This window comes from Sphingomonas sp. Leaf10, assembly GCF_001421245.1.
Classification (GTDB): Bacteria; Pseudomonadota; Alphaproteobacteria; order Sphingomonadales; family Sphingomonadaceae; genus Sphingomonas.
On record NZ_LMKE01000015.1, the window covers coordinates 65,607 to 88,714 of the forward strand.

18 protein-coding genes are annotated in these 23,108 nt (G+C 65.6%); 10 read left to right on the forward strand and 8 right to left on the reverse strand.

The features are described from left to right. Positions 1–175 precede the first annotated feature (175 nt). The 5 genes from ASE59_RS12945 (at position 176) to ASE59_RS12965 (ending at position 5,355) form a co-directional block, all read left to right on the forward strand. A complete protein-coding gene (locus tag ASE59_RS12945; protein WP_162235315.1) occupies positions 176–991 on the forward strand; it encodes a PAS domain-containing protein in 816 nt (271 codons plus the stop codon). Positions 992–1,434: 443 nt separating this feature from the next. Beyond that, entirely contained in the window at positions 1,435–2,346 is a 912-nt protein-coding gene (locus ASE59_RS12950) for a DUF459 domain-containing protein (RefSeq protein WP_056456813.1), read from the forward strand. Then, on the forward strand, positions 2,346–3,590 hold the full coding sequence (locus ASE59_RS12955; protein WP_056456816.1) for a GDSL-type esterase/lipase family protein: 1,245 nt from the start codon (positions 2,346–2,348) through the stop codon (positions 3,588–3,590). Before ASE59_RS12950 ends, ASE59_RS12955 begins: the two co-directional genes overlap by 1 nt. Next, on the forward strand, positions 3,591–4,994 hold the full coding sequence (locus ASE59_RS12960) for an MBOAT family O-acyltransferase (protein WP_056456820.1): 1,404 nt from the start codon (positions 3,591–3,593) through the stop codon (positions 4,992–4,994). A 13-nt stretch (positions 4,995–5,007) separates the two neighbouring features. Then, positions 5,008–5,355, forward strand: a complete 348-nt coding sequence (locus ASE59_RS12965; protein WP_056456823.1) for a hypothetical protein — start codon at positions 5,008–5,010, stop codon at positions 5,353–5,355. Positions 5,356–5,438: 83 nt separating this feature from the next. On the opposite strand, the gene ASE59_RS12970 is transcribed toward ASE59_RS12965, so the two are convergent. Continuing rightward, entirely contained in the window at positions 5,439–6,017 is a 579-nt protein-coding gene (locus tag ASE59_RS12970) for a cell wall hydrolase (RefSeq protein ID WP_056456827.1), read from the reverse strand. A gap of 377 nt (positions 6,018–6,394) precedes the next feature. On the opposite strand from ASE59_RS12970, the gene ASE59_RS12975 reads away from it, so the two are divergent. Further along, on the forward strand, positions 6,395–6,811 hold the full coding sequence (locus ASE59_RS12975; RefSeq protein ID WP_235515757.1) for a YbaN family protein: 417 nt from the start codon (positions 6,395–6,397) through the stop codon (positions 6,809–6,811). Between the two features lie 117 nt (positions 6,812–6,928). On the opposite strand, the gene ASE59_RS12980 is transcribed toward ASE59_RS12975, so the two are convergent. Beyond that, a complete protein-coding gene (locus ASE59_RS12980; protein ID WP_235515758.1) occupies positions 6,929–7,363 on the reverse strand; it encodes a DUF892 family protein in 435 nt (144 codons plus the stop codon). Positions 7,364–7,486: 123 nt separating this feature from the next. Next, positions 7,487–10,060 (reverse strand): ATP-binding protein, encoded by a 2,574-nt coding sequence (locus ASE59_RS12985; RefSeq protein ID WP_056456833.1) that lies wholly within the window; start codon positions 10,058–10,060, stop codon positions 7,487–7,489. A gap of 223 nt (positions 10,061–10,283) precedes the next feature. Between ASE59_RS12985 and ASE59_RS12990 the strand changes: the two genes are divergently transcribed. Genes ASE59_RS12990 through ASE59_RS13000 form a run of 3 tightly spaced genes read left to right on the forward strand, consistent with a single transcriptional unit; the run spans position 10,284 to position 14,662 of the window. Further along, positions 10,284–10,841, forward strand: coding sequence for a PAS domain-containing protein (locus ASE59_RS12990; RefSeq protein ID WP_056456835.1), 558 nt, complete (start codon positions 10,284–10,286; stop codon positions 10,839–10,841). 1 nt (position 10,842) lies between these two features. Then, positions 10,843–14,277 (forward strand): CheR family methyltransferase, encoded by a 3,435-nt coding sequence (locus ASE59_RS12995; RefSeq protein ID WP_268795283.1) that lies wholly within the window; start codon positions 10,843–10,845, stop codon positions 14,275–14,277. Then, positions 14,270–14,662, forward strand: a complete 393-nt coding sequence (locus ASE59_RS13000) for a response regulator (protein ID WP_056456837.1) — start codon at positions 14,270–14,272, stop codon at positions 14,660–14,662. Before ASE59_RS12995 ends, ASE59_RS13000 begins: the two co-directional genes overlap by 8 nt. A 338-nt stretch (positions 14,663–15,000) precedes the next feature. Here the strand turns inward: ASE59_RS13000 and ASE59_RS13005 are convergent, their stop codons facing one another. The 3 genes from ASE59_RS13005 to ASE59_RS13015 form a co-directional block, all read right to left on the reverse strand. After that, positions 15,001–16,002: a glycoside hydrolase family 5 protein gene (locus tag ASE59_RS13005; protein WP_056456840.1), complete on the reverse strand. Its 1,002-nt coding sequence runs from the start codon at positions 16,000–16,002 to the stop codon at positions 15,001–15,003. Between the two features lie 31 nt (positions 16,003–16,033). Then, on the reverse strand, positions 16,034–17,530 hold the full coding sequence (locus tag ASE59_RS13010; protein WP_056456843.1) for a lipopolysaccharide biosynthesis protein: 1,497 nt from the start codon (positions 17,528–17,530) through the stop codon (positions 16,034–16,036). 67 nt (positions 17,531–17,597) lie between these two features. After that, a complete protein-coding gene (locus tag ASE59_RS13015) occupies positions 17,598–18,437 on the reverse strand; it encodes a glycosyltransferase family 2 protein (RefSeq protein WP_082458399.1) in 840 nt (279 codons plus the stop codon). Between the two features lie 344 nt (positions 18,438–18,781). Between ASE59_RS13015 and ASE59_RS13020 the strand changes: the two genes are divergently transcribed. Further along, on the forward strand, positions 18,782–19,987 hold the full coding sequence (locus ASE59_RS13020) for a glycosyltransferase (RefSeq protein WP_056456849.1): 1,206 nt from the start codon (positions 18,782–18,784) through the stop codon (positions 19,985–19,987). A 1-nt stretch (position 19,988) separates the two neighbouring features. Here the strand turns inward: ASE59_RS13020 and ASE59_RS13025 are convergent, their stop codons facing one another. After that, a complete protein-coding gene (locus ASE59_RS13025; protein ID WP_056456852.1) occupies positions 19,989–21,446 on the reverse strand; it encodes a tryptophan halogenase family protein in 1,458 nt (485 codons plus the stop codon). Then, on the reverse strand, positions 21,443–22,939 hold the full coding sequence (locus tag ASE59_RS13030) for a tryptophan halogenase family protein (RefSeq protein WP_056456855.1): 1,497 nt from the start codon (positions 22,937–22,939) through the stop codon (positions 21,443–21,445). The genes ASE59_RS13025 and ASE59_RS13030 overlap by 4 nt, the downstream gene beginning before the upstream one ends. Positions 22,940–23,108: the final 169 nt, after the last annotated feature.

Below are 23,108 nucleotides of genomic sequence, written 5' to 3' on the forward strand. Positions count from 1 at the left end.
ATCCGTATTATCAGTATCTTGCTATCGATTGTTGCAGATGATCGGTTATCCTCGATCAAGTTCGGGAGAAATGATTATGGCGGTACAGGACGGGGAACCCGCGGACCGGAGCGGCTCCCCACATCCGACGGTGTCGTCCGCCGATTTCGCCCGAAAATTCGGTCAGCTGCGACAGATGCAGGATGATCAGCCGATCTTCGTGACCCATCATGGCCGTGCGACCCATGTCCTGACGACGGTGCGCCACTACACCGCGCTGAAAGACGCGAACGGCACGGATCGGGCGGAGATGATCGCCACGACCGGCCTGCACGAACTGGCCAATTGCCTCAGCATCGGCGTGCTGCTGATCGATTACGACCTGCGGATCGTTGCCGCGAACCGGGTGGCGCATGTGCAACTCAACTGGCAGGACGGCGACCTGACCGGCCGGCAGGTGTTCGAAGCGCTTCCGGTGCTGCGCCGGTCGCTGATCAAAACCTATGTCCAGAGGGCAGTGGCGAGCAGGGAACCCTATTCCGCTGAAATACCGTCCCTGTTCCGCGACGGCGCCTGGGTCCGCGCGGAAATCCACCCGTTCGCACAATTTGTCACGGTGCTGTTCCACGACATTACCGACGACATGAAGACCCACCGCCTCGCCGACGCGCGCAAGTCGCTGCGCGAGGCGATCGCGGCACATGATGGCGTCGGCTATGTCTGCCTGAACACCCGCGGTCATATCGATCAGGCTGAGCCGACCTTTTGCGAGATCATTCAACTGCCTGAGGGGCGGCTGCGGCATGTCGCGATGGCCGATCTCGTTCCGGTTGGCCGACGCGTGGCGTTTCGCGAGGCGCTGGATTGCGTCCTGACCGGCGAGGGTGCGCGCACGATCGACAGTGCGATCCTGTCGAGCGAAGGACAAGCGGTTCCCGTGCGCGTCACCATTGCCGAATTGCGCGGCGCCTATGGCAATGAAGGCGCGATCGTCCTGTTGACCCGGCAATAGCGCCATACGCCGCACCGATATCGGCTGAACCGGCTGGTCAGTCGCGCATCGCCGGGATCACTCTGCGCCCCTGCGTGACCCTGCATCGCTCCAGCCATGCATCCGCGGCGTCGTGATCGGTAACGATGCGGACCGTCGGACCGGCCAGATCTTCCAACGGGAATCGAAATCGATCGCAAACATCTGCTCTCATCGGGGGTTCGCAGCTGACCCGAGGGTCATACGATCGTCTCGTACGGTGAATGCAATGCATTGTACGAACGGGTCGTGTCGTCCGCCGATCGGATCGTCATCCGTGCGCTTGCCCGAATATACGGGAGCGGGTAGGCGCATCGAACGACCGGTGTGCTGCGATGCGCACCAATCCCTGACGTAAACGAGTATCGAACGTGACTGCTGCCCCTCGCACGACCGGTTCCAGGCTGTGGTGGCTGGGGGACCGGATGGCGGTCCTGGTCCTCGGGCTGATTGCCGGGTTCGTGGTGGGGCTGTCCTTTGCCGGGGGCGGGCACATCGCGCTGCCCGACAAGCCCGTGCCGACGACCTCGCCGACGCCGCCGATCGTGCCCGGTGCCTCCTCGACCGGCAACGACGCGGTAGCGGCCACGCCGCCGCCCCCCGCCACCGCGCGGACCGTCGACGGCGCGATCGATCCGCGCGTCGTCGACCGGATGCGCCGGGACGGCGTGTTGCGCGTGGGGGTGTTCGGCGACAGCTTCGGCAACGGCATCTGGGACGCACTCTACCGGCAATTACCGAAAAGCGACGGGTTCGAAGTTCTCAAGTTCGCCAAGGAAGCCACTGGTTTCACCCGCTATCGTACCCTCGATCTCGAGAAGCGCGCGCTCGAGCAGTTGCGGCAGCAGCCGGTCGACGCCGTCGTCATCAGCTTCGGCGCGAACGACAATCAGGCGGTGTTTGCCGACGGGCATCTCCACCCGTTGATGAGCGACGGCTGGAAACAGGTGATCGGCGACCGGATCGACAAGTTCGTGGCGGCGGTCCGCTCGACCGGTGCCGTCGTCTATTGGGTCGGACTGCCGGTGATGCGCGACCCGCAACTCGATGCCGATATGCAGGCGATGGACGCATTCTACGAAGCGCATATGCGTCGCCTCGGCGTGCCGTTCGTCGACTCGCGGCCGCTGACGCTGGATGCGGAGGGCAAGTACAACGCCTATCTGCCCGACCTGAAGACCGGCAAGCCGGTGTTGCTGCGGACGGGTGACGGGCTGCACATGATCGGGGTAGGTTATCAGCGGCTGACCGACGGCGTCGCCGCCGATCTGCGTCGTTACGCCGATCGCACGCGGCAGGCGGCCGGGCGGCCGGCACCGCGCGGGGACGCGGGCTGATGTCGGCACTGATGGCGATCGCACTGGCACAGGCGGCGGCGTCGAGCTGCTACGGCGCGCTGTGCGATGCCGATCGCATCCGCCCGTTCCTCGAAAAGCTGGCGACGGCGCGCAGCGCTCCGGCACCGGTCCGCATCCTTCAGATCGGCGACAGCCACACCGCCGGCGACCAGATCACCGGCAGCTGGCGGACGCTGTTGCAGGCGCGCTACGGCCGCGCGGGGCGGGGGACGCTCGCCCCCGGGCGCCCCTATGCCGGCTATCTGACCCGCGACATTACCGCGACGCAGTCGGCGGGGTGGAGCGTCAACGGCATCTTCGGATCGGCGTACCAATCGTCCGGCAGCGTCCGGATGGGCCTCAGCGCCTATAGCCTGACCAGCTACACGCCCGGCGCGGCGGTAACGCTCGGCGCAGATGGCGGGCGGACTTTCGACCGGTTGACCGTCTGCGCGCTGACCGGGCCGGGGGCGGGGACGGTACAGCTCAGCATCGGTGCGGCGGTGGTCGAATGGCCGCTGGCCGCGCTGGAGACGGGCAGCCGCTGTCGCACGCTGGATGCCGGTGGCGAGGCGGCGATCGCCTCGGCCACGGTCGTGCGCGGTCCGGTGACGCTGACGTCGTGGAGCACCGAACGCAGTCGCGGCGGCGGGGTGATCCTGTCGAACCTCGGCACGGTCGGTGCGCAGTTCACCCATTTCGACCGGACCGACGACCGCGTCGTCGCGGCCGAACTCGCCGCTTATCGCCCCGACCTGATCGTCGTCGCGTTCGGCACCAACGAAGCGTTCCGACCCGGATTTTCGGCTGCGGCGTATGAAGCGACGCTGCGCGCCGACCTGACCCGGCTGCGGCGGCTGGCCCCCGGCGTGCCGATGCTGCTGTTCGGCGCGCCCGATTCCGCGACCCGCACCCCCAGCCTGCAAGTCGGGGAGAGCGGCACCAGCCTGCCGTGCGCATCCTCGGCACTGTGGCGCCCGACCGCGGCGCTGGCGACGGTCCAGGCGATCCAACGGCGGCAGGCGCGGGCGTTCGGCATCGCCTATTGGGACTGGGCGCAGGCGATGGGCGGGCGGTGCGTCGCCGACGGCTGGGCGCAAGCGGTGACCCCGTTGATGCGCGGTGACCATGTCCACTTCACCAGCCGTGGCGGTGCCGAGATCGCCCGGCTGCTACAGGCGGATATCGACCTCGCCATGACCAGCTTGCTGGCGCCGACCGTTCCCCCGTCGACGATCCGCTAGATGCTGTTCCCTACGCTCAGCTTCGGACTGTTCTTCCTCATCGTCTATGCGATCACCTGGTCGCTCGGGCGATCGAACGAATGGCGCAAGATCGCGCTGCTGCTGGCCAGCTGGTTCTTCTACGGCGCATGGGATGCGCGGTTCGTCGCGCTGCTGTTCGTCTCCGCCTTCGTCAACTGGGCGCTGGCGGCGGCGATCGTACGCAGCGACGACCGTCGCGGGCGGCTGCTGGTGACGCTCGGCGTCGTCGCCAATCTCGGTGTGCTCGGCTATTTCAAATATGCCGGCTTTTTCCTCGAACAGGTCGCGACGCTGTTGCAGCCGCTGGGCTTCGGGCGCGACCTGCCGCTGTTGCAGGTCGTGCTGCCGGTCGGCGTATCGTTCTTCACGTTCCAGGCGATCTCGTACCTGGTCGACGTCCATCGCCGCCGCTTGGCCACCGCCAGCCTGCTCGACCTGACGCTGCTCATGTCGTTCTTTCCGCATCTGGTCGCGGGGCCGATCGTGCGCGGCGCCGACCTGTTGCCGCAGTTCAAACGTGTGCCGACCATCGATCGCGGCACTGTCGCCGCCGCGCTGCTGCTGATCCTGTGGGGGCTGTTCAAGAAAGCGGTGATCGCATCGCAACTGGCGGGCGCGTTGGTCGATCCGGCATTCTTCGATCCGGCCAGCCGGTCGAGCTTCGACCTGCTGATCGGTGCCTATGGCTACGCGGTGCAGATCTATTGCGACTTTTCCGCCTATTCCGACATGGCGATCGGGCTGGCGGCACTGCTCGGCTACACCTTCCCGCGCAATTTCGACCAGCCCTATCGCGCCGCTTCGCTCCAGGATTTCTGGCGGCGCTGGCATATCAGCCTGTCGAGCTGGCTGCGCGACTATCTCTACATTCCCTTGGGCGGCAGTCGGAAGGGGCCGGTCCGCACCTATCTGAACCTGTTCCTGACGATGCTGCTCGGCGGCCTGTGGCATGGTGCCAGCTGGAGCTTCGTGATCTGGGGCGCACTGCACGGCGGCTGGCTGGCGATCGAGCGTTTCTGGTCGCGCCACCGCCCGGCCCGCTGGCGCCCCGCGCCGCGCTGGCTCGGCATCCTCGTCACCTTTCATATCGTAGTGCTCGGCTGGATCTTCTTCCGCGCCCAGGGTGAGGGGGAGGCGTTCGCCTATCTCGGCCAACTGTTCGCCGGGGACTGGCGCAACACGCTGGTGACGCCGCTGTCGCTGGCGCTAGTCGCCATGGGCCTTGCCATCCATGCCGTGCCGGCCGGCATTTTGCCCGGTATCGCGACGCGCGTGCGCACCCATGCCGCCCCGGTCGTCGGCCTCGCACTGGGCGTGCTGATCCTGATCGTCGACGCGATGCGGCCCGAAGGGGTCGCTCCGTTCATCTATTACCAGTTCTGACGGGAAGCGTGCGATGACCACGGGTGCCGAACAGGGAGAGATCGTCGAGGTCGGATCGCCGGTGCTGGTGCCGGCCAGTCCTGTCGATACGGTGCGGCCATGGCGCTGGATGACCGGCGTCGTCGCGACGACGACCCTGTTCCTGAGCGCGTTCAACGCGCACGCGATCGGCGCGTGGTTCGACGAACTGCCGCCGTCGCCGATCACCGAGCCGCTGCGCGCGCCGATCGCGGCCTGGGTGGCACGCACGGCCGGTCTCGGGTTCGACGCCCCGCGTGCGGCGGTCCGCAAGCGTTGGGAAGCGGCGCAGGCGGCACGGTTCGGTACCGAACAACCCGGCGAGGACGGCAGCGCGCGGTAGTGCCGGCTCCCCAAACGGCAACGCCCGCGCGAGCCTTGCTCAACGCGGGCGTTGCGGTACGCGAACCTGCTTCAGCCGGCGGTTCAGCGATAGAAAGTGTGGTCGGCAATCTGGGTAACGCGGGTCCGCTTCGGCATCGACGCACCGGCCGAATGGAAGAACAGCGCGCCCGGAGCAACCTCCTCGCCCTTGCCGCTCAGCGTGCGCTTGGCGATGTCGACGGCGGTGTCCCAGCGGCCATTGTTGCGCGGCGGGTCATAGGCGTCGACGTTGAAGAACTGGCCGCGCTGCTTGACGACACCGCAGGCGCTGTCGGCGAAGCGGCCGCTGTTCATGCGGGCACGGATGACCTGTGCCACGGCGACCTGTCCACGATGCGGCTGGTTGCCGGCTTCGTGGACGACGACCTTGGCGATGCATTCGACCTCGCGCTTGTCGAGGCTGGTGGTATCGGTTTCAGAAAGGGCCGGTTCGGCTTCGGGAAGGGCCTGCACCACCGGCGCGGGTGCGGCGAAGGTGACGGGGGCAGGGACGTCGGCAACTGGCGTCGATTGCGGGGCAATCTGTGGTTCGGAATCCGTGTTCATCGCGACATGGGCACTCGCGACGCCGCTGACTGCGGTCAGGCTCCACAAAACCAATACGGACCAGCGCTTGTTCATTCCCACTCACTGCTATTGCGCGAAGGTGCCCGCCATCGGCCGCAGAAACGCGGACAAATAGAGCGGCCGTCGGGATCCCCCACGTCTCGCCGTCCGTTACCCGCTGCTTGCACGCGCGGATCGCCGGACCGGCTGAACTCGGCCCGGCTCATCGCTTCGGCGCGGCAAACTGTCAACGCGGGCGCCGTTCATCGGCGACGAACCGTTCGGCACATCCGATCAATCCACGCCCGAAACGACAAATCGGGCGGGTGTTAATCGATTTAAACCATGATCGTCGTCGCCGGATTGTCGCGAATCGTTGCTACGGACCGTCGAGTCCATATTCCGTTCAGCTTCGCCGGTATCGGGATGGGTGCGCAGGCGTTAGGGTGTCGATGATGCTGCCGCCCGCCACCCCACGACCCATGCCGCGCCGGATGCGGCTGGTACGGCTGGGCTGGATTACGCTCGGCTGGCTGTTCGTCGGACTGGGGGTCATCGGCGCGCTGTTGCCGGTGATGCCGACGACGATCTTCCTGATCCTTGCCGCCGCATGTTTCGCGCGCGGATCGCCGCGACTGGAGCGCTGGTTGCTCGACCATCCCCGCTTCGGCCCGACCCTGACCGCATGGCGCCGCGATGGCGCGATCGGACGCGGGGCGAAAGCGATGGCGTGCGGCGGCATCGCCTTCGGATATGGCATGTTCCTGATCGGTGCCCGGCCAGGGTTGGGACTGGCCGCGTTGGTGGCGGTGCTGATGTTCGCCTGCGCTGTCTATATCCTCACCCGGCCGATACCGTTCGATCGCTAAGGGTCAAACCTTCGCGCCCGACGAACCCTCTTCGGCGTACAACGTCGCGTAACGCCGCGTCACGACCGGCAGCGATTCATCGATCCACTGCGCCATCTCCTGTTCCTCAGCCAGAGACTACTGCAATAGCGGCGTCGCAGAGGCAAAGCCGCCATCTTCGGCCATCGTCGGCAGCGACTTGGAGGCCGCAATCTCGAAATGTTCGAAGGCATGGTTGGCAAAGCTGTTCTTGACGATCTCGTCGCCCGCAACGTTATGGCTCAGCGCCGCCATTGCGCCCGACAGGCTGAGACCCAGATCCTTCAGCGTCGACCCGCTGGTGTCGAAGCCGGCCAGGATTTCGTCGAGCCGGGCGATCTGGTCGTTGGTCTCGTCGATATGCAGCCGCAGCCGGTCGGCGACCTCGGGATAGTTCACGATCCGCTCGACCTGCGGCGTCATGATCGACAGCGCCTGTTTCCCGACCGCATGGGCGTTGGTCAGGTCGGTGACAAACAGTTTGCGAAGGATGTCCTGCTGGATTGCCATGTCGCCATGTCGCCATGTCGCCATGTCGCCATGCTCCCGGGATCCGGGTCCGTGCGGCGGGCGTACCGCACGCTGCGATCCGACCGGCTGTTCCTGCCGAACCGTCCCCCTGCCAACCGATAAGCTAGCGATTGGTCGCCTGTTTCATCACGTTATTCGAATGACTTGGATCAGGTCCGATACCGGCGCGCCGGTGGTGGACAGGGCGGACAGGCTCGCCTGCAACTCGTCGTTGCGGAACGGTTTGGTCAGCCGCGGGACATCGGCATCGACCCCCTCCTCATCGGCAAAGCCCGATACGATCAGCACCGGCAGCGTTGGATGGCTGGCCTTCAGCATTCGCGCCAGCTGCGCGCCGTTGATTCCCGCCATCAGATGGTCGGTCACCACGATGTCGGGGATCAGCCCTTCGCGCATCATGCGCAGCGCATCCTCGGCCGATACCGCCTCGACCACGCGATAGTGCAGATCGGTCAGCATGTGCGCGGTGCTCATGCGGACCAGTTCCTCGTCGTCGATCAGCAGCACCGTGCCGATGCGCCCCGGCACGGGCAAAGCATCGGGCAGGGGTTCGGCATCGCAGATCGTCAGCGCGCTGACCGGCAGCCACAGGCTGACCACCGTGCCATGGCCGGGGATGCTGTCGATCGTCAGTCCGCCGCCCAGCTGCGCAGTCAGGCCATGGACCATCGACAGGCCAAGGCCGGTGCCCTTGCCGACGCCCTTGGTCGAAAAGAACGGCTCGATCGCGCGGCGCCGGGTTTCCTCGTCCATGCCGAAGCCGCTGTCGCCGACGCTCAGGCGGACATAGTCGCCGGGCGCAATGCCGGCGATATGGGTCGACAATACGCTTTCCGGCCGGGCGGTGATCGTCAGCGTGCCGCCGTCCGGCATCGCGTCGCGGGCATTCACCGCCAGGTTCAGCAACGCCATTTCCAGCTGGTTCAGATCGGCGCGGGCCGGGGGCAGATCGGCAAAGTCCACCCGCATCGCGATCTTCGGCCCGATCGTCGAACCGATCAGTCCGGTCATGCTGTCGATCACCCGCGCGACATCGACAGCGGTCGGTTGCAGCGGTTGGCGGCGGGCAAAGGCGAGCAGGCGCTGCACCAGCGTCTTGGCCCGTTCGGCCGATTGCAGCGCGCCGCCGATCAGCCGCCGTTCGCGATCGGTGCCGACGCCCTTGCGCACCAGCATGTCGAGCGAACCGATGATCGGGGTCAGCAGATTGTTGAAATCATGCGCCACGCCGCCGGTCAGGCTGCCCATCGCCTCCATCTTCTGGCTCTGGCGCAACGCGTCGCGTGCCACTTCCAGATCGGCTTCGCGGGCCTTCGCGTCGCTCAGGTCGCGACCCACCGCGACGAAATTCACCCCGTCAGCTTCCGGGGCGACGGTCCATTCGATATGTTTCCAGTCGCCGTCGCGGGTGACGATGCGGTTTTCGAACCGGGTCGGCTGGCGGCTCTGCGCCATGCCCGCGATCGCCGCCAGCGTATGCGGTTCGTCCTCGGGATGCATTAAGCTCGCATAGCCGCGCGAAAGCAGTTCGGCTTCGCTCCATCCCAATATCTGTGTCCATGCCGGGCTGACCGCCGACATCATGCCGCCATAATCGGCGCGGGCCAGCATGTCCTGCGACAGGTTCCACAACCGGTCCCGCTCCGCCGAGCGGATTGCGACCTGTTCCTCCAGCGTCTCGTTCAACCGGCGCAGCCCCTCTTCGGCCCGGGCGCGCTCGACCGCGCTCTTCACCCGCTCGCCGACCTCCCGGATCAGATTTTCTTCGGCCTGCGTCCATGCGCGCGGCGTTCCCGACTGCACGGCGAGTACCCCGACCCGGTCCGTTTCATCGAACAGCAGGACATCGACGAACGCCGCGACACGGCGTTCGGCCAGCCCCGCCCGGGTCTCCTCGTTCAGGTCCTTGTTGTTGGGGATGTCGCCGCAGACCAGCGGCTGACCGCTGCGATAGGCCGCGAGCAGGCCGGGGCCGAAGGCGGCGAGGGAGTGGACGCCGGCGATGGAGGGGACCCCGCGGCAATGGTCGCGTTCGACCACCATGGTGCCTTCGTTGCTGATCTCGGCGTAAAAGACTCGCGACGCGCCCAGCCATTCGGCGATCCGTTCGGAAGCGACGGTGGTGATCTCCGCGCGCGTGGTCAGCGGGCGCAGGGCATCGGACAGTGACAGCAGGAACTGGCTGTGCCGCACGCTGGCGAACCGTTCGGTCGTATCGGCCAGGATGCAGATGACGCCGGCCGGCACCCCGTCTTCGTCAAGCACCGGCGAATAGTCGAGGTCCATCCACACCTGTTCGGGGCGGCCGCTGCGTGCCAGCGTCAATTCCTGGTCGCGATAGCGCAGCGTCCCGCCGGCCAGGACCACCTGCATGACATGGTCGTTGAACGCCGTGACTTCGGGCCATCCATCGCGCACGTTCGCGCCGAGCAGGCTCGGATGTCGCGCATGGGCGAAGACCGAATAGGCATCGTTGTAGAGCATCACGCCCTCCGCGCCCCACAGCAGCACGATCGGTACCGGCGAGCGGAGCGCGAGGGCGAGCGTCGTGCGCAGGCTCTGGGGCCAATTCGCGATCGGACCGAGCGGGGTGCGGGTCCAATCGTGCCGGGCGATCAGCGCGGCACATTCGCCGCCGCCGGTCAAGAAGCCCGGCGTGGTCTGCGGGGCTTGCGCCGGCGTAGCGGAAATATCGAACATCGAGGTGAAGGGTCCTCATTTGGGCACGGTACGCCCGACACCGCAAACACGCGGCCGAAAGCGATAATGCTCCTACTACAAATATGATCCAATTTGAATTCTCATACGAATGGTTGACGCTGTGGCGGGATCGATCCGGGACGGTCCTTCTTCCGGGGCCGCAACACGGGTTGTTATCGCGGCGGATTTGCGCGTAATCCGCTGGTTCGGAAAAGGAGCGCGCGTGCAACAGGAACTGCCAGGACCGCTCGTCGACTATCTACGGCATTCACGCGTCGCGTTGGCACTTGCCTCAGCGCATGACGATAATCGGCTTTTGATGGTCAACGACCCGTTTTCCGCGTTGACCGGCTATACCGCCGAGGACGTGGTCGGCCGCAACTGTCGCCTGTTGCAGCGGGAGGCGCAGAACGTGCAGCCCCGCGCCAAGCTGCGCGAATTCCTGGCCCAGCCCGACCAGACGAACGTGCGGACGCCGATCGTCAATTTCCGCAAGGACGGCACGCCCTTCGTCAACCTGCTCTATATGTCGCGGCTGCGCTCGATCGACGGACGGTCGGATTTCATCTTTGCGTCGCAGTTCGATGTCAGCCGATCGCAGCCCGAGATGCTGGCCGATTACGACGAACAACTGCGCGCGACGCTCGGCAAGCTGGTCCCGATCGCGGGCGATGCCGGGATCGTTGTCGAAGGTACGCTTCTGACCATCGCCAACAGTGCCGCGATCGTGGCACAGGCAAAGATGATGCTCGCCGATCTGGAGTCCGCCGCCGGTGCATGACGTGACGACGTCGCGGAGCACCGCAGCGCCGCAGACGGCAGCGGTGCCGATCGTCGGCATCGGCGCGTCGGCCGGCGGGCTGGAGGCATTGCGCGAGATGCTGGCCCCGGCGACGCTGCCGACCGGGCTCGCCTTCGTCGTGGTCCAGCATCTCGATCCCAATCACGAAAGCATGTTGGCACAGCTGCTCGACCGCAACACGGTGTTGCAGGTGCTGCAGAGTGCCGGGGGCGAGCGGATCGAGGCCGATACCGTCTATATCATTCCGCCCGGGCGCGGGCTGGCGGTGCGCGATGGTGTGCTGGAACTGACCGAATTCCAGCAGCCGCGCGGGCTGCGCCGTCCGATCGACGACTTCTTCCTGTCGCTCGCCAGCGATCAGCAATCGAACGCCGCCTGCGTCATCCTGTCGGGGACGGGGGCCGATGGCACCACCGGTCTGCGCGCGATCAAGGAGAATGGCGGGGTCTGCGTCGCGCAGCAGCCCGAAAGCGCGCGCTATGACGGCATGCCGCTGTCGGCGGTCGGCACCGGCATGACCGATTTCGTCCGGCCGCCGGGCGAGATCCTCGAATGCCTGCAACGCTTTTTCGAACGCCGCCGCAGCGATCCGAAGGAGCATGAGGCCGATGTCGTCGCCGATCATGTCGACGAATTGTGCCGCGTGCTGCGTTCGGCGATCGGCCATGATTTTTCGGGCTACAAGCGATCGACCTTCGTCCGCCGGGTCGAACGGCGGATGCATGTGCTGGGCATCGACACCGGCCGCGCCTATCTGTCGCGCGTGCGCAGCGATGCGGGGGAATGCGAGGCGCTGTTCCGCGACCTGCTCATCAACGTCACCCGCTTCTTCCGCGACCCCGAGGCGTTCGAGCAACTGCGCGTCCATGTCGTCGAACCGCTGATGGCGCAGCGCCCGACCGAGGAGGATTTGCGCGTCTGGGTGCCCGGCTGTTCGAGCGGGGAAGAGGCGTACACGATCGCGATGCTGTTCGCCGAAGCGGCGCGCAAGACCGGGCAGCCGCTGGCGGTGCAGATCTTTGCGACCGATATCGATGAACAGATGCTCGGCATCGCGCGCGAGGGCAGCTATCCGACCTCGGCGCTGGTCGACCTGCCGCCGGCGCTGCGCGAACGCTATACCGTGCCGCATACCGACCGGTTCTCGATCACGTCGTCGATCCGCGACATGATCCGCTTTTCCAGCCACAGTCTGGTCAAGGATCCGCCCTTCTCGCGCATCGACCTGGTGTCGTGCCGCAACCTGCTGATCTATTTCGACGACCGGTTGCAGCAATCGGTCGTGCCGCTGTTCCACTTCGCGCTGCGCGAGGGCGGCTATCTGTTCCTCGGGCCGTCGGAGAGCGTCGGCCGGTTCGAGCATCTGTTCCAGCCGATCGATCAGCAGGCGCGACTGTTCGTGCGCGCGGCGGGGGCGACCAGCTACCCGATCGACCTGCCGGCCAATACCAACCCGCCGATCGTCCGGCGCGAGCGTGGCGACCGCATCGACAATCGGTCGCTGGCGGGGGAGGCGACCGCGATCCGCCGGATGGTCGAACGCTATGCCCCGCCCAGCCTGATCGTCGATCAGGACGGCGGGATCGTGTCGGCCTATGGCAAGCTCGGCCGTTATTTCGAATTTCCGGTGACGCGCACCGGCGGCAGCAGCGCGGTCAATCTGGCGCGGCCGGGCCTGCGCACCGTGATCGGCCCGTTGCTGCGCCAGGCGCGCGACGAACGGCGCCGGACGATCGCCCGCGACGTGATCGTGCAGACCGATTACGGCAACCAGCCGATCGAGGTGATCTGCGACCCGCTGGGCGACGGCACGTTGCTGTTCGTGTTCCGCGAGACCGGCGCGTTCCGTCCCGCCGACGACGACGATATGCGCGATCTGGAGGCCGGGCATGATCATATGGAGGCGCTGGAGGACGATCTGCGCCTGACCCGCCATCGCCTGCGCTCGGCGATCGAGGAACTGGAGACGGCGAACGAGGAGCTGAAAAGCTCCAACGAAGAAATGATGTCGATGAACGAGGAGCTTCAATCGACGAACGAGGAACTGTCGACCGTCAATGATGAGCTGAAGAGCAAGGTCGACCAGCTCACCGTCGCCAATTCCGACCTGCGCAATTTCTACGAATCGACCGAACTGGCGGTCGTCGTGCTCGATGCCGACATGAAGGTTCGCAGCTATACCGATGCGGCGACGACTATCTTCCCGCTCAAGCCCGCCGATCGCGGTCGTCCGCTGACCGACGTCGCCAACCGGTTGCAGGGAGCCGATCACCTCGACGATGCCCGTGCGGTCGTCGGCGGCGCGGCGCCGCGCCAGCGTAGGGTGCGCACGCTCGACGGTCAGCGTATCTTTTCGATGCGTGCCTTGCCCTATCGCAAGCAGAGCGGCGACGTCGACGGCGCGACGCTGGTGCTGACCGACATTACCGACGCGCTCGACCTCGAACGGCAACTGGCCGCCGAGCGCGAGCGGCTCGACATCGCCATCAAGGCGGCGGGCATCGGCGTTTGGGAATATGCGCCCGAAACCGGCGAACTGGTGCTCGATCCGGTCGAGCGCGAACTCTTCTCGCTCCAGAAGCAAGATGCCGACGATATCGCCGCGCTGCTCGACCGGATCGATGCGGCCGACCGCAGCAATGTCGAAACGGCGCTGCGCCGCGCGGTCGAAGGCAGCGGCGATTTCGAGGCGACGTTCCGCGTCCATCGTCCCGACGGACAGACGCGTTGGATCAAGGGATTCGGACGGATCGTGGCGGGCAGTGCGCCGAAACGGCTGGTCGGGGTGTCGATCGACGTGACCCCCGAATATGCCGTCGCCGAAACGCGCGAACTGATGCTGCGCGAAATGAACCACCGCGTGAAGAACCTGTTCGCGGTGATCGCCGGCATGATCACCATCGCGTCGCGCAGCCACAGCGACGTGCCGGGCTTTGCCGACGACATCCGCCGCCGCATCGCCGCACTGGGCGCGGCACATTCGCTGGCTTCCCCGGCCGGGCAGCCGCAGGCGATCGGGCTGGACGATATCGTCGAAACGACGCTTGCGCCGTATCGCGATCATGCACGGATCGAAATCGATGGTCCGGTCGTTGCACTCAACCGAAACTGCCTGTCGCCGCTGGCGCTCGTTCTCCACGAATGGGCAACCAATTCGGTGAAATATGGGGCGCTGGGCAGCAACGGGCAACGCGGCCTGTGCGTCCGGTGGCAGGCCGGGGACGGGGGAATAGAACTGACATGGACCGAGGAAGCGGACGGGATTCAGCAGCCGGTATCCGACAAGCGCGGCTTCGGTTCGGTGCTGGTCGAGACCAGCGTGCGGCAGTTGCGCGGCACGATGCAGAATATGGTGGAGGACGGGGTGTTCCGCCTGGCGATCTGGCTGCCGACTGCCGTGTTGCTGCGTGACTGATCCGGTCCTGCTCGTCGAGGACGAGCTGTTCATCGCGCTGGACGTACAAGCGACGATCGAAGCGGCGGGTTTCGCGGTCGAGGGGCCGTGCATGACGCTGGTCGAGGCGCAGGAGGCGGTCGACCGCTACGATGCCGCTTTTGCTGCGGCGGTGCTCGATGTGCGGTTGGCTGATGGTAATGTGTTCGAGGCGGCCGACCGGCTCCACGCCGCGGGCGTGCCGCTGATCTTTCACTCGGGCCATGCCGACGATGCCGATCTTCGGCGGCGCTATCCGCAGGCGATGGTATGTCCAAAGCCGAGCGCCCCCGACACACTGGCTTCGGCGATCCGCCGCGCGGCGATGCGCGACGCCGATCCATCGCGGCGCTCGGCCAACGGCTGACCGTCCCGAAACGGGAACGTAGCTGCCGGCAACGGAGTTCGGTGCCGGTCCGTCTTCATCGAACCAGACGTCATCCCGGCGCAGGTCGGAATCTTCTGGTGATTGCACGGGACGACGGCCGCACAAGGCCCCAGCCTTCGCTGGGGCGACGCTTCCGGCCGGCTGGATCAGACGCTAGCGCATGATGACATGAATTAGACCAGTTCGTCCTGAGTAGCCATTGAGCTTGTCGAAATGGCGTATCGAAGGACTGTTGGCGACAGGTTGCTTTGATACGGGTCTTCGACTTCGCTCAGCCCCTACTTAGCACGAACGGATCTACCTGTTGTTATCACGCGCTAGTTCGCCCAGAGCGAGCGGATCAGCCGGCCATTCTCGGTATCCCAGCTCTTGTCGCGCTCACCGACGCTCTCGCCGCGAAACAGATAGTTCCCGGACCAGCGCGGACCCCAACCCCAGGCCGCACCGCCCACCACCTCGGGCGTGTTGCGGAAGAATGCGACTATATCGTCGGCCATCGCCTTGCAGGTCGGTGGCACCGACTTGGCTCGGCCGAATGCGAACTCGCCGACATACAGCCGCATGCCGAGCTTTTGCGCCGCCTTCACCGAATTGCCGAGCGGACCGGTCGCCGGATAGGGGCGGCATTCGGGCGTCGCCCCCGATCCGCCCTTGTTGAAATAGCGATGCGGCGACAACCAGGTGCGTTTCAGCGGATCGAGATCGGCCAGCGTGAAGATGCCGGCGCGGTTCAGGCTGCACAGCGCGCTCTCGCACGCCTTTTTCGGATGCTCGCCGCGATCGGCACGACCGAAACCGGACCAGCCCCGCCATTCGAGAATCAACTGGTTATCGATCCCGGCCTTGCGCAGCGCGTGGATCAGGTCGCGCGCGTCCGGTCCCCAACTGACCCAGGTCCCGCCCTTCGGTTCGTTCTGAAGATCGAAGGCGACGAGCGGTTGCCTGCGATAGCGCCGACCCATTCGCAGCCAGAAGTCGCGAATGTCGGGATCGCCGATATTGCCATAGCTGTGTTCGTCGATGACCATCAGCATCCCGCGCGCCGTCCCGCGCCGGATCAGCGCATCGAGCGCGGCGAGTTTGTCGGGTGTCTGGAGCCGGGCGCGCTTGACGGGCAGGCGGATGCTCTTCGCCCCGGCATCTGCATAGAAATCGATGTCCCGCGGCTTGATCGGCAGTTCGTCCTTGAACTCCATGCCGCTGACATTCACGCCCCACCAGCGACCCTGTTCGAGGAACGCGTGACGGTCCCTGGCACGCGCGGCGGTGGCCGGGATAGCGGTTACCGCCAATGCGAGAAGGAGCGGGGCAAGCTTCATGGTCCGGTTCCTCGAAAGCCGGTGGTGGTTCCTACTTCACCGCGAACCGCCGCAGTCGGGTAAGCGTCACGACCTTCGCCAGTCCGATCGCATCGAACAGATCGATCAGCGCGATGCGCGTCGGGCGCACGATCAGGCCGAAGGTCAGCGCCAACAGGCCGCCGAGCGTTAGTCCGAAAATGGACGTCAGCGCATCGGACAACTGCAGATGCTGCGACAGCATCACGGCGGTCCCGGCACCGATTCCGGCAACGATACCGAGCATCAGCCCGGGAATGCCCGCGCGAAGCTGATCGCGCGCACCCACCGGTCCCTTCCGGCCCGACGCAAAGACGCGGGCAAACGCCATCAGGATCGATGCCATGCTGAACGCGGCGACCGCGCCCAGAATACCGAACTGCACCCCGATCAGGATCGCGACGACCCGCATGATCATGTCGACGAGGCCCAGCGTGCGCAGTTCGCCCGACCGGTTCTGCGACACGAACAGGTCGCCCGCCGCATAGGCGAAGGCCACTGCCGATAGGGAAGGGGCAAGTAGGGTGAGCGCCATGCCGGCGTCGTGCCACCGGTCGCCCAGCAACGTCCGCACCAACGGCACGGCGACGATGCACAACGCCGCCGATCCGGGCATAAGGAACGTCGACAGCCGCCGGACCAGGCCGAGATAGGCGACACGATATTCCTCGGGATGTGGCCGCATCCGGGCAAGGAACGGCAGGGTCGCCTGCGCGATCGGCTGGACGACGTTCAGCGACGGTATCTGGAACAGCGCCTGTGCCCGGTTGAACTGGCCCAGCGGGGCCGCCCCGAGCACCCGGCCGATGATGATCGGCGCGGCGTTGTTCGCGACGAACTGCGCCAGCGAGTAGATCGAGGTATTGGCGCCGAACGACAGCAACTCGCGCAGATTGTCGGGCTTGGCCGGGCGATCCGGTTTCCATCGATTGCTGCTGACGTACATGATCGAGGCGCAGATCAACTGTGCGACGTTGCCGAACACGATCGCCCAGACGTTCCGGTACAGATAGGCCAGCACCAGCGTGGTCAGAAACCCGGAGAACAGTGCCGCCGCCTCGATCGTGGCAAGGCGCTTGAATTCCAGGTTGCGCGACAACATCGCCTTGTACTGCGACGCGATCCCGCTGAACAGGAAGCCGACCAGCGAAACCAGGATGGTCCAGACGATGATCGGCTGGCGGTAGAAATCGGCGATCCACGGCGATGCGATCGCGATGACGGTGGTCAGCAGCACGGTCGTCGTCGAATTGAACCAGAAGACGAAACTCATTTCCGCCTGGCTGATGCTGCCCTTGCGCATCAGGGCGTTGGTCATGCCGAAATCGCGCAACGTCACCGCGAAGGCGAGCATGATCATCGACATGTTCGCCAGACCATAGTCGCGGGGCGACACCAGCCGGGCGATGGTGAACGTCGATGTCAGCGAAATCACCAGCGTGAACGCGCGACCCGCCAGCAAGGCTTTCGGACCGACCTGCGCCCGGCGCTTTGCTTCAGCGATGTCCACCTGTCTGTCTCACTTTCATCGTAATCTTGCGCAGTGTCCGCGCAGGCCGGACCCGCGCCCGGCGGCGTCAGCGGTTCAGGATGCGCTTGAAATAGCGTACCGGCCCGTGCGCACGGATCAATTGCGCGCTGAGCGTCAGCTTTTCGAACCGGTTGGTCGTATGGATACGACGGATGCCCAGCATCGTCGTTTCCAGATCACGCCAGACCTGTTTCGACATCCGCTTGCCATGGCGGTTCAGGAAAAACCCGATGCCGTTCGCGCGGCGCAGCGACGGTGTGGCGATCCGGTCCCCCGGATGAAAGCGCCATTCCGCCAACGGTTCGGGATCGACGGCATAGGCCACCCCGGCGTCGAGCAGGCGCACGAAAAAGTCCCAGTCGTTGAAGACCGTGACCGCAGGGTCGAACCCGCCGACCCGGAAATAGGCCGCGCGATCGATCACGAAGTTGCTGCCGGTCATCGATCCGTTCTGCAGCAGAGCGGTGGCCGGCGTCAGGTCGGTGAGCTGCGAGCGCGCCTTGACCGACTGTTCGTCCTCGTGATGCAGGAGGCCCGCGATGATCAGGCCGACCCGCTTGCGCTCGCCCAGTTCGACCAGCCGTTCGAGAAAGGGCGGATGCCAGAGATCGTCGTCGTCGAGGAAGCCGACCCATTTGCCCGTCGCCGCCTCTGCCCCCTTGTTCCGCGAATGGCAGACGCCGCCGGATTCGTTCCGGATATACCGCACTGCAAAAGGAAGCCGGGCGTCAGCCTCTTCCACGACGGCACGGGTCGCCGGGTCGTTCGCATCGTCGACGACGAGCAGTTCGACGGGTTGCAAGGTTTGCGCCGCAACGCTCGCGATCGATTCGCGCAAGAGATGGGAACGCAAGTGCGTAGGTATCACGACGGAGACGGCTTGCATCTTTTTCGCCTAGCCTACCGCGATGTTTGGCGAAAGGGGCCTTGCCGCGCGTAACCGCAATAGTGTCGCGACCGGCTCAACGATATCGGGACGCTCAAGCCTATCGCGACACACTGTTTGTCGGTACGACGGCGTCGTTCGAACCGGCTTGGCATCCGGCCGCACATCCGCCATGCGTTCGCATGTGCAGCATGGCGATCCGTCGAACGGGTTGCATGCTCGGGAACCATGTGGTCGGGAAAGGGAAGGCCGTTGGTGAAGATGGTTGCAACGGACGAAGGGCGTGCGCGCCGCCTATCGGTACATCTGCCGCGGTCATTCGTCAGGTAAGGAAATTCCGTTCGATGCGTATCGCCTTTTTCCTCGCTGCCTATCCGGTGCTGTCGGAAACCTTCGTGATTCGGCAGATTCGCGGGATGATCGATCTTGGCCATGACGTCACCGTCGTGACCGGTAAATATCATCCCGAAGTGGCGGACCCGTTGGCGGGCAAGGTCCGGTTGCGCGCGATCCGCACCGCCTGCGATCCGCATCGCTCGATCCCGTCGCGCGTCGCGCACGGCGCGGCGGCGCTCCTAGGCAGCCGGTTCCGCGGCACGCTGCTGCGCGCGATCAAGGCGGCGAAGGGCGGCTATAACGCACCGCTCGCCGATCTGGCCGGCACGATGGGCCGGCATCTGGGCAGCTATGACGCGATCATCGCCCATTTCGGTCCGCCGGGCGTTCGTGCCGAATTTTTGCGCTCGGCCGGGGTCATCGACGGCCCGATCGCGACGATCTTCCACGGGCTGGACATTACCGAGATCGCGCTCATCGAGCAGATGAAGCCATTCTACCAGCAATTGTTCGCGCGGACCGAACGGCTGCTGCCGATCAGTAATCTCTGGCGCGAGCGGCTGATGGGCTGGGGTGCCGAGGACCGCAAGATCACCGTGCTGCGCATGGGCGTCGATATCGACGAAGCGGCGGTGCCGGCGTTCGATGCGCCGATCCAGTCGCCGCTGCGGGTGCTGAGCGTCGCACGACTGGTCGAGAAAAAGGGCATCGCCTATGCGATCGACGGCGTTGCCAAGGCAAAGAGCGATATCCGCTATCAGGTGATCGGCACCGGGCCGCTCGAACAGGAATTGCATGCCGCGGCGCAGCCGTCGGACGATGCGATCGCGTTCCTGGGGCCGCAGCCGCACGGGCGGGTGTTCGCCGAGCTGGGCCAGTCCGACGTGTTCCTGCTCCCATCGGTCACCGCCGCCAATGGCGATATGGAGGGCATTCCGGTGTCGTTGATGGAGGCGATGGCGAACGGCGTCCTCGTCCTCGCTACCCGGCACAGCGGCATCCCCGAACTGATCGAGGATGGCGTGTGCGGGCTGCTGGTCGACGAGCGCTACGGTGACGGCATCGCCGCGGCGCTCGACCGGATCGCGGCGGGCGCGGTCGATGTGGTCAAGCTGCGTCAGGCTGCGTTCGAGAAGGTCGTCGGCGAATATAACAACCGCAAGCTCGACCGGCAGCTCGAAGCGGTCGTTGCCGAAATGAAGGCGGGGCGCTGAGTCAGGCGGGCGAAAAGTTCAGGGCGCATCCGTCGAGAAACGCGCCGACCCGCCGCGCTGCGTAGAAGTCCATGTCGTCGCGGGCCGCCTCGCTGACCGGCGGAAAGGCGCCATAGCCTGCGAGCAGGCAGTGCCATGACAGGTTGCCGAAATGGCTGCGCTGTCCCTGTCGCGCCAGTTCCTCCGCCACGTCGGCGCGCCGGAACCAGCGGTCGAGAATATGGAGCAGCGGATCGGACAGCGCCTCGTTCGCGGCGTTGGCGCGCCAATAGTCGGTGTCGGTGCGGGTGTTCAGCTTGTAATGCGCGACGATATAGTCGCGCACGCCGTCCATCCGCTCGGCGGCGACGGTGTTGAAGGCGGCACGGTGCCGGTCGGTGCAGCCGCCCTCACGATAATGGCGGATGAATTGTTCGACGGTCCCGAGCACCAGATGCAGCGCGGTCGCCTCCAGCGGTTCGATGAACCCCTGTGACAGCCCGACCGCGATGCAGTTCCGCTCCCAATGGCGCGCGACCTGTCCGACGCGGAAGGTGAGGTGGCGTGCCTCGACCGCGTCGCCGACGCCCAGCGTCTGGCGCAGTTCGGTTTCGGCGGCGTCGGGCGACTGGAAATCGCGGGCATAGACATAGCCGTTGCCGAAGCGATGCTGGAGCGGGATCGACCAGCGCCAGCCGTTGGACAGGGCGGTGGCGACCGTCTCGACCGGCGGGCGACCGGTCATTTCGGTCGGCAGTACGACGGCAGCATCGTTGAACAGATTGTCGCTGAAGCTGTGGAACGGCACACCCAGCGTCCGTTCGATCAGCAGGCCGTTGAAGCCGCTGCAATCGAAAAAGATATCGCCGGCGATGCTCTCGCCCCGGTCGGTGACCAATGCCGTGATGTCACCATTCTCGGCACGCTCGACGCCCGTCACCTTCGCCGGGCGGTGCACGACCCCGCGCGCGACCGCCAGTTCGCGCAGATACTGGCCGATCAGCCCGGCATCGAAATGATAGCCATATTCGATACGGAACGGGAAGTTCGGCGGCGCGACCGGCACCAGTCCCTTCGCCGACAGCACGCCGTTCAGCAGGAAATCGTCGGGCCTGACCGGTACGTCATGGCCGAGCCGCCGGTTGCGGCAATTGAGGACGAACGCTTCCTCGGTATGCACGTCGATCTGCGTCGTGAACGGGTGGCGATAGTCGCGCCACGGCGCGGCGGCGCTCCAGTCGACGAAACGTATGCCGGCCTTGTACGTCGCGCCACAGCGCGGCATCCATTCGGCCTCGTCTGCGCCGATAATCTCGAAGAAGCGTTTGAGCGATGGTGTCGACCCTTCGCCGACGCCGATCGTGCCGATCTCTAGCGATTCGACGACGGTGATGCTTGCCTCGGGCCAGGCGCGTTCGAGCAGATGCGCGGTGATCCAGCCTGCCGTGCCGCCACCCAATATGACGAAGCGCTGGTTCACGCCGCCGTCCCGCCGAACCCGCGCAGCCAGCGATCATGCATCGGCATGTTGGGCACCGGCTCGCGCTTCATCGCCGCCAGTTGCCGCAGCTGTTCGGCCAGTTCGGCATCGCTCGGGCCGTCGGCCAGCGGATGATAATCGCGCGGCTCGATCCCTTGTCCCATCAACACCTGCACCCAAGACGGCTCCATGAAGATGTCGAGCGGGTCCTGCGTCAGCGTGCCGGTGGCACGGAACAGCGCGATCTTGTCGGCAAGCCGGTCGGGCAGGGACATGGTGCGGACATGCCGCCAGAAGTCGGAATCGTCGCGGCTGGTCGCATGGTAGTGCAGGATGATGAAGTCGCGCACCGTTTCGAATTCGATCCGCGACTGGCGGTTATATTCGGCGATCTGCCGCGCGTCGAACCCGGCATGCGGAAACAGGTGCAGCAGCCGGACGATCGCCGACTGGATCAGATAGATGCTGGTCGATTCCAGCGGTTCGAGGAACCCGCTCGACAGGCCGATTGCGACGACATTGTGGTCCCATTGCCGTCGGGCGCGACCGGTGCGGAACGGGATGATGCGGGGATCGGCCAATACCTCGCCATCGAGATTGCCGAGCAGCAACTCCGCCGCCCGATCGTCGCTCAGATGCCGGCTGCTATAGACCAGTCCGTTGCCGACCCGGTGTTGCAACGGGATGCGCCATTGCCACCCGGCGCTGCGCGCGGTCGATCGGGTATAGGGCGGCGTGTCGTCGTGGCGCGCGGTCGGCACCGCCATGGCGCGGTCGCACGGCAGCCAGTGCCCCCAATCCTCATAGCCGACATTCAATTGCCGCTGGATCAGCAGGCCGCGTGCGCCCGAACAGTCAATGAACAGGTCGCCCGAAACCTCGCGCCCGCCGCGCAGGGTCAGCGACGTGACATGGCCACTCTCCCCATCGCGCGCGACCTGTTCGACCAGACCCTCGATCCGTTCGACGCCGCGCGCTTCGCCGTAGCGGCGCAGATACTGGCCATAGAGCGCGGAATCGAAATGATAGGCATAGGGCAGGTGCCACAGCGGATCGTCGACCTGGATTTTGGCGAACCTGCCCTCGCGCGCGCACAGATAGTTGAGGTCATAGTCCCAATAGTCTGCGGCGATGCCGGCGCGCTTCGCCCGGTTCCAATAATGGTGGAACGAGCAGAAGGCGGTGTTGCGACCCGCCGCGCCGAACGTGTGGTAATAGGATTGGCCGATCGCGCCCCAATCGTCGAAGCGGATGGCCAGTTTGATGCTGCCGCGGGTCTCGCGCAGGAACTCTGCTTCGTCGATGCCCAGCACGGCGTTGACGTGCTGGATCGGCGGGATGGTCGCTTCGCCGACGCCGATGATGCCGATTTCGTCGGATTCGATCAACGCGATCTTGACCTGCGGACCGATGACCTTCGCGATCAGCGCCGCCGCCATCCAGCCCGCCGTCCCGCCACCGACGATGACGACCCTGTTGATCGCAGCGGTCATGCGCCTCTCCCTTTCGTGCCGGCACGACCTATCCCCGCCGGCCGCTGCCGGCGAGGATATTTCGACTTGCGCTGACGTCTATCGGAATCTGACCGACCCGTTCGTCCTGAGTAGCCGCTGAGCCTGTCGAAGCGGCGTATCGAAGGACCGTTGGTGGCAGGTGCTTCGA